The 14,455-nt window shown below is 69.5% G+C and carries 12 protein-coding genes; 4 read left to right on the top strand and 8 right to left on the bottom strand.

Annotated features, from left to right (window positions below):
• Positions 1 to 57: 57 nt before the first annotated feature.
• The 3 genes from ACK5NO_RS03405 to ACK5NO_RS03395 all read right to left on the bottom strand — a co-directional run bounded on the left by ACK5NO_RS03405 (position 58) and on the right by ACK5NO_RS03395 (position 3,272).
• Positions 58 to 948 (bottom strand): glycine betaine ABC transporter substrate-binding protein, encoded by an 891-nt coding sequence (locus tag ACK5NO_RS03405; RefSeq protein WP_416811264.1) that lies wholly within the window; start codon positions 946 to 948, stop codon positions 58 to 60.
• 123 nt (positions 949 to 1,071) lie between these two features.
• On the bottom strand, positions 1,072 to 2,001 hold the full coding sequence (locus ACK5NO_RS03400; protein WP_416811263.1) for an ABC transporter permease: 930 nt from the start codon (positions 1,999 to 2,001) through the stop codon (positions 1,072 to 1,074).
• The gene (locus tag ACK5NO_RS03395; RefSeq protein WP_416811262.1) at positions 1,998 to 3,272 is read right to left on the bottom strand and encodes a quaternary amine ABC transporter ATP-binding protein; all 1,275 of its coding nucleotides are present in this window, start codon (positions 3,270 to 3,272) and stop codon (positions 1,998 to 2,000) included. Before ACK5NO_RS03395 ends, ACK5NO_RS03400 begins: the two co-directional genes overlap by 4 nt.
• Positions 3,273 to 3,757: 485 nt before the next feature.
• On the opposite strand from ACK5NO_RS03395, the gene ACK5NO_RS03390 reads away from it, so the two are divergent.
• Genes ACK5NO_RS03390 through ACK5NO_RS03380 form a run of 3 tightly spaced genes read left to right on the top strand, consistent with a single transcriptional unit; the run spans position 3,758 to position 6,868 of the window.
• A complete protein-coding gene (locus ACK5NO_RS03390) occupies positions 3,758 to 4,861 on the top strand; it encodes a hypothetical protein (RefSeq protein WP_416811261.1) in 1,104 nt (367 codons plus the stop codon).
• A complete protein-coding gene (locus tag ACK5NO_RS03385) occupies positions 4,854 to 5,876 on the top strand; it encodes a DUF6473 family protein (RefSeq protein WP_416811260.1) in 1,023 nt (340 codons plus the stop codon). Before ACK5NO_RS03390 ends, ACK5NO_RS03385 begins: the two co-directional genes overlap by 8 nt.
• Complete coding sequence (locus ACK5NO_RS03380; RefSeq protein WP_416811259.1) at positions 5,873 to 6,868, top strand: sulfotransferase family protein; 996 nt, start codon at positions 5,873 to 5,875, stop codon at positions 6,866 to 6,868. Before ACK5NO_RS03385 ends, ACK5NO_RS03380 begins: the two co-directional genes overlap by 4 nt.
• On the opposite strand, the gene ACK5NO_RS03375 is transcribed toward ACK5NO_RS03380, so the two are convergent.
• Positions 6,865 to 8,247: a lipopolysaccharide biosynthesis protein gene (locus ACK5NO_RS03375; protein WP_416811258.1), complete on the bottom strand. Its 1,383-nt coding sequence runs from the start codon at positions 8,245 to 8,247 to the stop codon at positions 6,865 to 6,867. The genes ACK5NO_RS03380 and ACK5NO_RS03375 overlap by 4 nt on opposite strands.
• A 128-nt stretch (positions 8,248 to 8,375) precedes the next feature.
• Between ACK5NO_RS03375 and ACK5NO_RS03370 the strand changes: the two genes are divergently transcribed.
• Entirely contained in the window at positions 8,376 to 9,356 is a 981-nt protein-coding gene (locus ACK5NO_RS03370; protein ID WP_416811257.1) for a glycosyltransferase family 2 protein, read from the top strand.
• A 35-nt stretch (positions 9,357 to 9,391) separates the two neighbouring features.
• Here ACK5NO_RS03370 and ACK5NO_RS03365 read toward each other — a convergent pair whose 3' ends face one another.
• From ACK5NO_RS03365 to ACK5NO_RS03350, 4 genes are read right to left on the bottom strand one after another with little or no spacing between them, the layout of a single operon-like run.
• Positions 9,392 to 11,440, bottom strand: a complete 2,049-nt coding sequence (locus tag ACK5NO_RS03365; RefSeq protein WP_416811256.1) for a glycoside hydrolase family 16 protein — start codon at positions 11,438 to 11,440, stop codon at positions 9,392 to 9,394.
• A 9-nt stretch (positions 11,441 to 11,449) separates the two neighbouring features.
• A complete protein-coding gene (locus ACK5NO_RS03360) occupies positions 11,450 to 12,328 on the bottom strand; it encodes a glycosyltransferase (protein WP_416811255.1) in 879 nt (292 codons plus the stop codon).
• Complete coding sequence (locus tag ACK5NO_RS03355; RefSeq protein ID WP_416811254.1) at positions 12,325 to 13,347, bottom strand: glycosyltransferase family 4 protein; 1,023 nt, start codon at positions 13,345 to 13,347, stop codon at positions 12,325 to 12,327. Before ACK5NO_RS03355 ends, ACK5NO_RS03360 begins: the two co-directional genes overlap by 4 nt.
• Positions 13,344 to 14,438 carry a glycosyltransferase gene (locus tag ACK5NO_RS03350; RefSeq protein ID WP_416811253.1) on the bottom strand — a complete coding sequence of 365 codons (1,095 nt, stop codon included), beginning with the start codon at positions 14,436 to 14,438 and terminating at the stop codon, positions 13,344 to 13,346. The genes ACK5NO_RS03355 and ACK5NO_RS03350 overlap by 4 nt, the downstream gene beginning before the upstream one ends.
• Positions 14,439 to 14,455: the final 17 nt, after the last annotated feature.

Below are 14,455 nucleotides of genomic sequence, written 5' to 3'. Positions count from 1 at the left end.
GAGACGCGACAGCGCCGGCCACCCCCCCCAGGTGACCGGCGCTGTGAGCGGCAGGGCTTACGCGGTGAGCGAGTCCACCCACTCCTGGTGGGCGGCGATCCAGTCGGCCACGATCTGCTCGTGGTCGGACGAGTCCGCGCCCTGCAACTGGTTTTCAAGGTCGTACAGCAGCTCGGCGTCCATCGAGAAGTTGCCGAACCACTCGGCGACCTCGGGGAAGTCGGTGTCGATGCCGGTGCGACCGTAGGTCACGATCTGTTCGGCTTCGCCCATGACGCCCTCGGGGTCCTCGAGGTTCTTGAGGTCGTACGCGCCGTAGGCCCAGTGCGGCTCCCACAGCGTGACGATGATGTTCTCGCCGTTCGAGGTCGCGGTGTCGAGCTCCGAGAGCATCGCGGCGGTCGACGAGGTGATGAACTCGAAGTCTGACAGCCCATAGGTCTCGATGGCCGTCTCGGTCGCGGCGGTCAGACCGGCGCCGGGCTCGATGCCGACAATCTGGCCGCCCATCTCCTCGACGTACTCGGGCAGGTCGGCGATCGAGTCGACAGGGGCGTCCGCATTGACGGCGATGGTCAGCGCGGCCGAGTCGAACCACGCGCCCAGCTCGACCATGTCGTCGCCAAACTCCTCGATGTAGGCGGCGTGGGTGAGCGGCAGCCACACGTCGGTGACGATGTCGTAGTCGCCGTCGGCAACGCCCTGGAACACGACGGCGGGGTCGGCGTATTCGAGTTCGACGTCAAAGCCCTCGCCCTCGAGGATCTGCTGCCACAGTAGAGACGTGGCGAGCGACTCGTCCCAGCCGTTGAAGACGGCGAGGGTGAGTTCCTTGGGCGCCTCGGCGTCATCGCCGCCAGCGGCGTTGGAGTCGTCCGACGCGCATCCGGCGAGCGTGATGCCGGCCAGTGCGGTCACCGCGAAGGCGGTGGCGGAACGCTTGAACATGGTTCTTCCTTTCTCGGCGAGGGAATCTCCGCAAGCCGTGGAAGCGCTCCGCCGTCCGGTTCAGGCGGAGCACCCGCGGCCCTCAGCAGGCCGCGAAGTGTTGGGCAGGGCCGATGCGCGGGCTCAGGCCGCGGGCACCGGCACCTGGGAGGTGAGAGAGTCGAGTCGCGCCTGCTCCTGTGCCTCGCGCGCCGCCTTGCGGCGCCGAGCGATGGTGGAGTACAGGCCCATGCCCTTGCCGAACGAGGCGGTGAAGCGGTCCAGCAGGATCGCGAGCACCACGACCGACAGGCCTGCCTCAAAGCCAAGGCCAACGTTGAGGGCCGAGATGGACTGCATGACGTCCTGACCCAAGCCGGGTGCGCCGACCATGGAGGCGATGACGACCATGGACAGCGACAGCATGATGACCTGGTTGATGCCGGCCATGATCGACGGCATCGCGAGGGGCAGCTGGATCTGGCGCAGAATGCGGCGCGGGTGGGCGCCGAAGGCCTGGCCGGCCTCGACCACTTCCTTGTCCACTCCTCGAATGCCCAGCTCGGTGAGCCTCACCCCGGGGGCGATGGCGAACAGGAACGTCGCGATCACGGCGGGAGCCACGCCAATGCGCAGCAGCGCGATGGCGGGAGGGAGGTAGACGAAGGCGGGCAGCGTCTGGAGGAAGTCGAGGATGGGCTTGACGATCGCCGACACGCGGTCGTTCTTGGCCGCCCAAATGCCCAAGGGGATGGCTACGGCGATGGCGAGGAAGGCCGCCACCAGCACCAGGGAGAGCGACGCCACGGCGTTGTCCCACTGGTCCACGCCCACAATGAACAGCAGTCCAAGCGCGGAGCCGACAGCGAACTTCCAGCCCCGGGCAAAGAGCGCGGCGACCGCGACCACGGCGATCATCACCAGCACCGGTGGGGTGGCGAAGACCCACGAGACCGCGTCGAACATGGCTAGGAACAGGCTGCGCAGGACCTCGAAGAACCCGCCGAACACGGCGTCGACCCAGTCGAAGAAGCTCTCGATCCAGTCGCCTACGGGAATGCGGAAGTCCATCACACGGCTCCCTTCGTCGGGCTAGCGTCGAGCACCTTGTCCACCACCGCGACGGGGAGCGGATCGGGGCGCGGCGAGGCCTGGGCCGCGGCGTCTGGCTCGCCGCCGAGCGTCGCGAGCAGCGTCACGCGGGGGATGACACCCACGAGCCGTCCGCGTGCGTCGGTCACGCCGAGCGGGAGGGCGGCCTCGAGGGCGGGGATGAAGACGTCGGACAGAGCGGTGTCATGGGCGACCGCGCCATGGTCGGGGCGCACGATGGTCTCGAGCGATCCCTCGCCTCGGCGCACCGCGTCGAGGGCATCCCGGTCGTTGACCCAGCCCACGAGGGTGCGGTCGCGTCGGGTGACGTAGACGGCGGACAGTTGCTCGTCGCGCATGACCTGCAGTGCTCCGCGCGCACCAGCGGAGGGGTGCACGATCGCGCGGGGCTTGCGCATGACGGACTCGGCGGTCAGCACCTTCGACCGGTCGACGTCCTGCACAAACTGCTCAACGTAGTCGTTGGCGGGGCTGGTGAGAATGTCCTCTGGCGAGCCAATCTGGACGATCCGTCCGTCACGCATCACGGCGATCCGGTCCCCGAGGTACATGGCCTCGTTGAGGTCGTGGGTGATGAACACGATGGTCTTGCCCAGCTCGGACTGCAGTTCAAGCAACTGGTCCTGCATTTCGCGCCTGATGAGGGGGTCGAGTGCGGAGAACGCCTCGTCCATGAGGAGCACCTCGGTGTCGGCGGCGAGCGCACGGGCAAGTCCCACGCGCTGCTGCATTCCTCCCGACAACTCGCTGGGGTGCTTCTCCTCCCAGCCCTTGAGGCCCACCAGTTCGGTGACCTTGAGGGCGCGGCGCAGCCGCTCGTCCCTGGCGACACCCTGGATCTCGAGGCCGTATGCGACATTGTCGATCACGGTGCGGTGCGGAAGCAGAGCGAAGTGCTGGAAGACCATCGAAATGCGCTTGCGCCGGATCTCGCGCAGGCGAGCCGGGGAGGCGTCGGAGATGGACTCGTCGCCAATGGTGATGGAGCCTGCCGTCTGCGGGTGCAGTCCGTTGAGCATGCGGATCAAGGTGGACTTGCCCGAGCCGGACAGTCCCATGACGACGAAGATCTCCCCGCGGTTCACCTCGAAAGAGGCGTCGATCACGGCGGCGGTGGCTCCGTCGAGCTGGTCCCGTGGGGTTCCCCCGCGGAGCTTCTTGACGGCCGCCTCTGGGTGGCGGCCGAACACCTTGTACAGTCCGTCAGCTCGCAGCGCGATGCTGTCGTTCACGCGATTCCTCAGCACCCCGTGCGTCAGTCGGGGCTTGATTCGCGGCCTCGCAGTAACGAGGGGGCTCGCAGCCGTCGGACGGCAGTCACGGGCCCACGTGGCAACGGCCTTGGGGCTGTTGCCAGCGCTCGCCAACAGGGCTCTCGCTTGTGAGGCGGGCCCGAGGCCTGGGCTGGTCGATGGCGCTTCGGTCGTGACTGACGCGAACCCCGAAACGGCCCTTGGACGCTATCAACGTGGGGGAGTGTGCTTCAAGCCGACGCGGGCGCTCGGGGGCGTTTGGCGCTCACCGGCCGTCGATGTTATCCCTGGTAGAAGGGTGACATGTCGAGTTGAGTAACGTTTTGGTAAAGGCTCGGCATGGAATGTGCCGCATGGTGTGGTATGTCCACTCTCGACCACTTTGCGTCGGGTCGCTACTGTGGTGCCACGGGCGCGGGGGCGGCCGTGGCACTGCCTGGGAGGGGACCGAGAGGTAGGCGAGCATGGGTGGCATCGCTTTTGTGAGCCCGTTCACGAACACCGAGAACCCGTACATCGCGCGTCAGCAAGAGCAGGTGAGCGCCGTGGGCTGGCAGGTGCGGCCGCTGTCGCTGGGCGCGTTGGTGCGCGGGCGCTGCTGGGGTCTCGCGTCGCGCGACAACGTCGTGCTCGTCAGTTGGCCCGAGAACCGGATCTTCACGGTCGCGGCCGTGTCCCGCGGGCTCAGCGCCAAGGGTCTCGCGCAGTTTCTTGCCTACGCCGCGGTTCTCGCGCTGGCGCGAGCGCGGGTGGTCTACGTGGTCCACGACCACGAGGTGCACGACGTCAAGGCGTCACTGCGGCGCTGGTCTGTGCGGGCGATCGGCTTGCTGCGCCGCATGGCCGATGCGCGGATCGTGCACGACCCCAGCTTCACCGAGCGCTACGACGCCCACTACGTTCCCCACCCGCTCTACGAACAGCTCGCCGGTCCGTTGGCCCCGTCGATGCGCGACACGCCCACCTTCGCGGCCATGGGAGCGGTGCGGCCATACAAGCGCCTCGACGCCGTACTCGAAGCCTGGCCTGCGGGCGTCCCCCTCACCATCGCGGGCAAGGGCGACGACGACTACGTGGCGCAGTTGCGGGACATCGTCGCTCGCCGCGGGCTCGAGGACACGGTCACCATCGACGCGCGGTTCTTGAGTGACGAGGAGTTCCTGGGCCGCCTGGCCAGCCACGATGTGCTCGTGCTGCCTCACCGGGTGGGCGCCAACCTGGTCAGCGGCGCGTTCTTCGCGGCGGCTGGTCAGGTGCGCGTGGTCCTTGGCAGGCGCACGCCCTTCATCGACTGGGTGGGGACGCAGATGCCCGGGGTCGAGGCCTTCGACGGCGATGGAGAATTGGGCGAGGCCGTACTCGACGTCGTGCGCCGTTGGCCCGATCTGCGTGACGTCGACCCCTCGGCACCCGTGGAGGCGCTGTTCGGCGACGCTGCCTGCATCGCCGCCTATCGCGAGGTGCTCGGCCAACCCCGGGCGAGTGCCACCCAAGCCCACACCCCAGAGGGCCCGGCCAGCGCATCGGCCGGGCGAGTCCTTACCGCCGAAGGGAAGACGCATGGCTGATCATCTGTCGGGCTATCAGGCCAGAGACTGGGACGTCGTCGACTATCAGATGTACGTGGATCCCACCTCGGGGCTGTCGTTTCGCGGTCCGCGCCCCGAGGGCCTCACGCCCGGCCAATACGTGGTGTGCCTGGGTGCCGCGCAGACGTTCGGGTGCTTTGTCGACGAGCCGTATCCCGTGCTGCTCGAGCGCGACCTCGGCATGCCCGTGGTCAACCTTGGCTACGGCGGCGCGGGGCCACGGTTCTACGTGCGTCATCCCGAACTCCTCGTGCTCATCAACGGTGCCGCTGCCGTGGTGGTGCAGGTGATGAGCGCGCGCAGCGAGGACAACGGCCGGTTCGCATCGGGCGGGCTCGAGTACCTCACGGAGCGGGCGACAGGCGAGCGCGTGTCGGCCGCCGATGGGTATGCGCGGCTGCTCGCCGAGCACCCCGGCAGGGTCGGCTCGCTGCCCCGGCCGCTGCGCAAGGCAGTGCGGGTGGTCAAGGGTCCTCCGGCGGTGCGTGAGGTGCTCGCGCAGACCCGACGGTCGTGGGTCGAGAGCTATCGCGAACTCATGGAGGCGATCACCGTGCCCACCGTCATGCTGTGGCTGTCCAAGCGCTCGCCTGGACTGCACCGCTCGTCCAAGGCAGTGTGGTGGTGGCAGCGCTACGACGACGTCAACGCGATGTTCGGCGACTACCCGCAGCTGGTGAACCGCGCGATGGTGAGACAGATCCGTCCCCTCGCTGACCATTACGTGGAGTGCACGACGAGCGCGGGCTCCCCCCAGCCACTCGTGAGCCGCTTCACGGGCGAGCCCATCACCGTCGACTTTGGCCGCGACCGCGCCGATCTCGCCGAGGTCACCGGGGTCAACGCCTATTACCCGTCGCCCCAGATGCAGGCCGATGCGGCGGCGGCGCTCGTAGGCCCCGTGCGGCTGGCCGCCGGGCTGGCGCAGGGCCCCCGGGGCCACCAGGGACATCAGGGACACCAGGGCCGCGAGAGCGCCGGGAGCAAGCGGTGACGGCCGCGGCCGCCCAGCGGCCCATCGTGGTGACGGGATGCCCACGCTCGGGTACCACGTGGGTGGGATCGACCGTCGGCGCCTCGAGCGAGGTGTTCTACCTGTACGAACCTTTCAACGATCAGGCGCCGCACCCCCTCGACGTCTCCGAGCGGTACCTGTACGTGCCGCCGGACGCCCCGGCCGATGCGGTGGCTGACATTCCCACGCTCGTGCAGATGGGGGCCATGCGGGAGCGCGTCGCCGCCGGAGGCAGGGCCATGCGCTTGGGGCGCGGCTTCCGCACGGACCTGCCCGCGCACCTGGCCGCCCGTGAACTGCGTCACAGCCCCTCCGCGTTCGTGACCGCACGGCGCACGCTGTTCAAGGACCCGCTCGCCTTCTTCGCCGCGGAGTGGCTTGCGGCCAGGCACGATGCGCTCGTCGTGATGATGGTGCGCCACCCCGCCGGCATGATCAGCAGTTACGTCAAACTCGAGTGGCCGTGCGAGGTCGACAGCCTGCTGCGCCAGGAGGGGCTGAGCGACCGCTTCACCGCGCCGCTGACCGATCAGATCGACGCGTGGCGTGCGGACCCTGAGGATCGCTTGGGCGGGCTGATCTTGCAATGGTCGATCTTCGCTCACGCGGCGCTCGCGCTGCGGGAGGAGCACCCCGACTGGTTGTACATGTCCCACGAGAACGTCTGCGAGGACCCCGTGCCCCAGTTCACGGCGCTCTACGAGTACCTGGGCCTACGCTGGACGCCCGCACTCGAACGCAAAGTCATCGAGGATTCGACGGCCGCGCAGGTGGACCCCACGCGGCACACCCAACACCAGTTGCAGCGGGACTCAAAGGCGCTCGCCGGCGCGTGGAAGAGCCGGCTGAGCGCCGACGACCGCGCCCGCATCGAGGCCGAGACCGGCGACCTGTGGGCGCGGCTGTCGTCGCTCGCGTGGCGCACGGGTGAGCCATTGCCGCACGCCGGCGTGGCCCGAGAGGCGATCTAGGGGGACGGGGTGTCGTCAGGCGCGGTCGTCTTGGCACGTCCGCGCCCGCGGGGCATGAGCCGTGCGGCGAGGCCGCGTCCCTCGGCCCAGGCGCGTGCGACGTCGCTGCCCCCCGGCAGCAGGAAGTCGCGCGCGCGGACGTCCATGACGCGTGAGGCGGTCACCACGGCTACCGCTGTCATGGTGACGGTGCCAGCGATGGCCGCCCAGCCGGCACCCACGGCGCCGTGCGATGGCACCAGCACCAGGAACGCGCCCAGGTGCACCACGAGCGAGGCGACCTGGCTGGCGGAGCGCAGCCCAGGGCGCCCCCACGCCGCCAGGCCGCTGGTCGCCATCAGCCCGGGGATGAGAATGATCGCCGAGCCCAACAGGAGCAGGGTGGGCGCAATCGCCGCGGTGAACTCCTCGCCAAACAGTGGGCCGATCCACCACGGCAGAGTCAGGCCCATGGCCAGGCAGCCCGCGACCCCGAACAGCAGCGTGAGCCGCGACGTCAGGGTGACGCGCCCGGGATCGCCGGCCCGGCTGGAGACTCCGAACAGCGTGTTCTGGATCGCCATGGCCACGATGAGGGGCGCATCGGCGATCTGGGTGGCGACCGAGTACAGGCCCAGCGCCTGCGATCCCGACAGTGGCAGCATCAGCAGCGCGGGCAGGCGGGCGATCGCCATCGTCGCGATGCCCCCATGCCAGATCGCGGTGCCGTAGCGCATCATCGGGATGAAGACGCGGGGGTCGGGCGCGCCATCGTCAGCAACGTCGTGACCCTGCGGGGGCCTGCGAAGGACGGGGAGATACACCAGCCCCGACAGGATGGGAAGCGCGATGCTGACCAGCACGGCCACCTTGACCGTCAGCAGGTCCACAGCGAACAGGCCGAACAGCACGCCGATACGCGCGACGGTCAATGCAATGCGCTCCCACGCGATGACGCCCCACATCTGGCGGCCGGTGGCGGCCCCTCGCAGCACGCCCACCACCAGCGCGGGCACGTTCCACACGCTCGCGGTCATGATGAGCGCGGCGAGGTCCTCGTCGCCAGCGGACAGGAACGGCAGCGCCCACCACACCGCGGCCACGCTGAGCAGCCCCACGCCGGTGCTCACGAGCGCCGACCAGGCGATCGCCCGGCGAGCGATGGAGGGGCGCCGTGCCACGAGATAGACGAGGGCCTCCGGCAAGCCGAGCGTGGCGATGCCCAGCACAAGCGTGGCGGGTGCCAGTGCCGCCGCGACCTCGCCTCGGCCGTCGACGCCGAGTGCCTGCGCGAGCACGGGTGCGGTGACGAGCCCGCCCAGCGGCACGAGCACGCTCGTGGCGGTCATCAGCATGGTTGCCCGGCGGTATCCGCTCGAGGCCGCAGTCTCCGTCGTCACATCCCCCTCCGTGTGCTCGCCGCACGCCAGGCGCGCGTGACAGGCTCCCCCCTACAATGCCCACAGGCTCGCCCGAACACTATCGAGCGTCCGGGCGGGGTGGCTAGTGCCAAGGGGGAGTGGACTGCATGCGCCGGCTCAGCATTGTGATGCCCAACTACAACTATGAGGACTTTGTGGGCGCCGCCATCGACAGCGCACTCGCCGTCCGATGGCCCGACGTCGAGGTGGTCGTCGTGGACGACGGCTCGACCGATGGCTCTCGCGCGATCATCGCGGGCTACGGGGAGCGGATCACGGCGATCTTCCAAGCCAATGCGGGACCGCGAGCCGCGTGCAATGCCGGCTTCGCGGCCAGCACGGGCGACGTCGTGATCTTTCTGGACTCTGACGACATGCTCGATCCGGCCATCGCCGAACGCATCGCCGAGCATTGGCGGCCGGGGCTGAGCAAGATCCAGTTCGCCATGCAGCGCGTCGACAAGGCCGGTGCGCACGCCGGGGGAGTGTTCCCCGACTTTGGCTCGGTCCCGAGCCCTGAGCAGGTGCGTCACTGGATCGAGTCCACCGGCGCCTATCCCACGCCGCCTGGCTCGGGCAACGCCTACGCGCGCGAGTTCCTTGAACTGCTGTTCCCCTTGGATGGGACCTGTGGTGAGGACACCGACGCGTCCACGCTCGCGGCCGCGCCCTTCCTCGGCGACGTCATCACCGTGCCAGAACCGCTGGTCTACTACCGCTTGCACGGCTCCAACCGCAGCTACCTGCTGGCCGATGACGACCGCTTTCGGGAGCAGCTGGACCAGGCCTATCGCCGTCACCGGTACGCCCTGGCCGTCGCGGGCCGCCCCGAGCGCGACATTCGCGCGATCCTCAAGGGCCGCCACCTGCTGCAATTGCGGGTCGCCCACCATCGCATTCGCCCAGCTGAGCGGCCGATCCCCTTCGACTCGGGGGCGCAGATGGCGCGCGATGCCCTCACCACTCCGTTTGCGCCCGGACCCGAGGGGCTCGCGCATCGACTCATGGTGTCCGTGTGGGCGCTGACGGTGCTGGCCGCGCCGCAGGCGCTCGCACGCAAACTCATCGAGTCCCGCTTTAGCCAGTAGGTGGCACGCGGGGCAGTTGCTCCACCGATGTGGGCTCATGTGTAGACCCGCACCCAGTCGACATACATGTCCGCCGCATCGCCGGTGGGTGCGAGGTCGATGGGCCACCCGCCACCGAGCGCCAGGTTGATCAGGAAGTAGTACGGGAGGTCGTCCCTGAGCAGGCCTTCCTCGCTGTCCACGAGCGCGCCGTCGACGTAATAGTCGGCGCCGTGCGGGCGGATCCTCACGCCGTAGGTGTGCCACGTCATCGCCCAGTCGTCGGAGGACGCGTTCGCCTGGCAATGGACGCCCGCACCCTCGCGTGCGTCGACAGGCCAATTGTGCAAGGTGTGGCAGGTCGCTGAGGTGTCGTGGCCGTACAGTTCCAGCGCATCGACCTCTCCGGAAGGGCCCTCGGGCTCGACGGCGGAGATGGTGTCGAGCATCCAGAACGCTGGCCAGGTGCCGTGGCCTGCTGGTGCCAGGATGCGTGCCTCGAAGTAGCCGAACTGCGCCTGGATCCCCGAGCCTCCCACCCGGGTGGACGACAGCAATCCGCTGGCCATGGTGCGGCCCCAACCCCACGGGTCCTGGCCGTCCAGAGGCTCGGCCCTCAGGCGCATCGTGCCCTGCCATGTCCCCAGCAATGTCCTGCCCTCAGCCGGGTCGACAAAGACGGCCTCGCCAAACTCCGAGCCGCTCGCCCCCGCGGGTTTGGTGGCCGCGTAGACGGCCCCGGCGCCGTCCCACGTGGCCGACAGCGGCTCGTCAAAGGTGTCCTCGTACTGCAGGGTCAAGCCCCGGGGGGCGTAGCCCACCTCGGTCCGGTCCGCCCCTCCGGCGTTGAGAAGGTGGACGTACAGGGGGATACTGGCCGACGGCGACGTGATGCGCACGGTGACGGGCCCGGTGTGGAGCCGTGACAGGTCGAGGTCGAACGCGGCGCGTCCGTCCTGTCCCGCCGTGGCACGTCCGAGGACCTCGACGGCGCCTGAGACGAGGTCGGGCACCCACGCGTGGGCCGTGAGAGTCTCGCCCGGGCCGGCCTCGACGATCACCGTCGCCGTGTGCGTCGCCCCGACCCGCGCGCCCGTGGACGGGCACACGAGGGCGAGCTCCGATCCCTGTGCGTCACCGGTCGCCGCCTGTGAGGCGTCGCAGTCGGACGCCTCGGCGGCGCCGACGGTCCACTCGCCCGCGGACGGCCAGACGGCAGGAGTGGTCCCGGGGCCGTAGACGACGAACTCGCCGATGCTCGCGGCGCCCGCTAGTTCGAGTGTCACTGATGTGACGGTGCGGGGCGCGAAAGCGAGGGTGGTGAGGGGTTGGCGCCCGGAGCCGATGCCTGCCACCGCTACCTCGGACCCGTCGGAGAACCTGATGGTGCCGCCCACGCTCGGCTGCGTCACGTCCGGTCCGGCAATCTGGATGGCCGCGACCGCCACCGGGGTGGGCCAGGAGTAGGTGAGCGTCGCGCCTGACCGCTTCGCATCCCATGTTGCCCCCACCTTGCCGGCGCCGATATCTCCGTCAGCCACCGCATCGGCGCTTACGGGGGTGACCACACCGTCCGGTGAACCCGCAGGCGTGGAGGCGGGCGGCGCGCCAACCTCGGCGCCACCGTGGTCGACAGCGAACGCATGCAGGGCCACGGCCTCGACCCCCTCGACCGCGCCGATGAATCTCACGGTCGCGCTGGTCACGGTGCGGCGAGGAAAGGACACGAGGACATCACCGTGGGCGTCGGGCGTCACGTGGACCGCGCTGCCGTCGTCGAACATCACCAGGGCCGCGGCAAATCGACCGCCCGCGGCACCGTCGAGACGCACGCGGTTGACGTCGGTGGGCTGCTCCCAGCTGAGGGCAACCCACGCGCTCGCGGTCTCGCCGTCCGCCTTCCACGTCGCGTCGTCGCTGGTCTCGCTCGGAGAGGCGGCCGCTGCAGCGTCCACGAGAGCTTGCGCGTCGGTGCCGGTCGCGGTGGACGATGCCGTGGCCGTGACCGCCGTCTCGCCCTCTGTCGCGAGGATCGCCAGGGCGACGGCGACCGCGCCGGTCACCACGAGAGCGGCGATCACGGTGAGCCCCACGCGGCGGTTCACGGCGTGGACCTAGAGGTCGAGGATGCGTTCGGGGGTGATGCGCCCACGCAGCGCATCGCCCACGCCGAGTGCGTTGCCGCGCACGCGTTGGCGCCGCCAGGAGGCCTGGTCTCCCACCACCGCGTAGGCGAGGTTCTTCACGGTGGGACGGAAGATCTCCCAGGCCGCGAGCCAGAGCGGAAAGCTCCCTGTGCGGGCCAAGTGAACGGGGTTCATCAGTTGCGAATAGCCCAGACGCACGTGGTTGGTCCGGCCGCCGGAGGAGGCTCCGCGATGGACCACCACGCAGTCGTGAGCGCTGAGCAGGTGGCCGTGGTGCATCAGGCGACGCGCGAGGTCGTGGTCCTCGAGCCATGAATACAGCGGCAGGCGGTCATCGAAGCGGATGTCCGGCACGCGGTCGTGACGGAAGGCGAAGTTGCAGCCGTACAAGGTGCGGCCGCGAACGGTCGCGCCCGTGAGGGGCTCGGTGGTGGAGTGTGCGAGGGCTGCGAGCGCGCGCTCGCGCGAAACCTCCCCGGCCGAATGCGCCGCCCCGTCGAGCAGCACGCGACCCGTGAGCGCCACCGCGCAGGGGTGGCGCTCGAAGACGGCAAGCGACTGGGAAATGTAGTCGCTCCGGACCACGGCGTCGTCGTCGAAGAAGAACAGCACGTCGACCTCGCCCGCGATCGCCTCGATGCCTGCGTTGCGCTGGGCAGCCGCGCCGCGGGTGCCCACCACTGAGGTCCAATCCTTGAGGTCGGGGGGCAGGCTTGCGTGATCGGGAACTGAGATGACCTTGCGGGCGAAAGGGTGGTCCTGGGCGTCCAGGTCTGTCATCACGTCGGCCAGCAGGCCTGGCCTGCCGACAGAGGCGATGACCGCGCCCGCGCGCAGGGCATTCATCGGGCCCTCGCAGTGCAGTCGAGTGCTGCCTGAGCCACGACGGACGCTGAGGCGTCCCAGTCGAACCGTCTGAGATCGACTGCCTGGGTCGGGGTCAGTCCGTCGATGGCGAGCCGCAGTCCTTCGGCGATCGACTCGACGGAGTGAGGGTCCACGTAGTGGGCGGTATCCGCGCAGATCCACCGGAACACGGGGATGTCGGACACGACGAGTGCGGGGGCGCCCGCGGCGGCCGCCTCGACGAGCGGGAGGCCGAATCCCTCGGCTAGCGAGGGCATCGCTACCGCCAAGGTGCCGCGATACAGGCTCGCGAGCTCCGCATCGGTCACGTAGCCGGCCGCGCGCATGCCCTCAGGCCAGGCGCCGTCGACGTCGCGATAGATGGAGGCGCCGCCGCCGACGACGATGAGCGGGATCTCCTGCCGCACCGTCGCGGGCAACGACCCGTAGGCCCTGGCGAGCCGGGAGAGATTCTTGCGGGGTTCGAGGTTTCCCACCGTGAGCACATAGCCGCGCCGGCGTAGCCCCAAGGAAGCCAGCACCGCCGCGTCTGGCTCGGCGTCTCCTGCCGCGAATACGGCGCTGGGCGCATTGGGAGCCACGCGGACATCGACGCCAAAACGGTCTCGAACTTCGCGCGCGGCGGGCTCGCTGACCGACACCACAGCGGCGGCCGCGCGCACCTGAGCCCGCAGCGCAGGCGCATGGGTAGCGATATAGCGGCGCGAGTACCACTCGGGATGGGTCAGTACGAACAGGTCATGCACGACGAGCACCTGCGGGGTGCGCGCCGGAGCCCGTGACGTCAGTGAGACCAGGGTGCGCCCTCGGGCGAGGGTCGGCAGCCTGCCCAGCGTCCACGCCCATTCCTTCGCGGCAGAGCCAGCCCAGCGGCCGTCGGGGACCAGTTCGTCGAAATCGTGGTCGCTGAGAAGGCGATTGGCGATCTCGGTGGCATAGCGCTGCTGACCCGTGACGCGCTGGGGTCGGAACGCCCCGTTGACTACGACGTCCGTCATCGCCCCACCCACTCGCGGATCTCCTCGGCGAAGCGCTCGCGTGAGAACTGGCGCGCGTGTGAGCGAGCACTGTCCCGGCCCACGGTCAGCGCCTCCGACAGTGCTGCCGCGATCTCGGCGTCCGTCGAGAAGGTCGTGAGGGCGCCGCTCACGCCGGGCACGACGCTCTCCGCTGCGCCGCCGACGCTCTGCGCGAGCACGGGCGTGCCGCTGGCCATCGCCTCGATGGGCATGATCCCAAAGTCCTCGATCGCGGGGAACACGTAGACGCTGGCGCGGGCATACAGTGCGCGCAGCATCGCGTCGCTCGGGGCGATCTCGAAGTGCACGTCGACTCTCGCGTGGGCGGCCACGCTCCGCAGCGATGCCTCCTGCGGACCCTGGCCAGCGAGCACTACGGGCATGCCAGCGACCTCGCCCGCGCGCACCACGAGGTCGAGTCGCTTGTATGGGATAAAGCGAGAGGCCCCCAGGACATACCGCTCGGGCAGTGCCTCAAGCCGGTCGCGCTCCTCGTCGGTGAGTGCCTCGCTCCACGTGCGGGACTGGATGTGCGTCACCTCGACGGGCGGGTGGATCACGCGCGCGTCGACGCCCCACGCGTCCTTGATGCGACGGCGCACAAAGTCGCTGTTGGCAGCGAAGTCGGAGCCCTCCTGGGCGCGGCGGCGGTCGAGGTTCTTGAGCGCGGGGGCGGCCGCCCTCGCCGCCAGGCTCGCGCCGCGTGCGTCCAACTCGGGATTCCACAGGTACCGCGCGGGAGTGTGCACGTAGACGTAGCGCTCGATCTGGGGGTCGCGAAAGTTGGCGTGGTGGGCGAACAGGTGCGAGCTGATGAGCGCCCACTCGTACCCGTCGGAACGCAGCGCGCGCCAGGTGGCAGGCATGAGGGGCAGCGCGGCCGCCTTGGAGCGGCGCAGCGGCGATCGCGCGAGCCAGGTCTCGCGCACCCGTGCCGCGTCGAACCGACCTGTGGAGTCGTTCCAGAGACACACGATGTCCGTGTGCGGATAGACCCGACTCATCGCTTCGAGGACGTTCTCGCTGCCGCCCGCCTGCGCAATCCACTCGTGGACGAGGACGCCGGTCATGGCGTTCGCTCCGGCCG

It is taken from the genome of Demequina sp., from assembly GCF_047975725.1.
Classification (GTDB): domain Bacteria; phylum Actinomycetota; class Actinomycetes; order Actinomycetales; family Demequinaceae; genus Demequina.
Note: the sequence above shows the minus strand (reverse complement) of the source record. Positions and strands in the feature narration are given on the sequence as shown.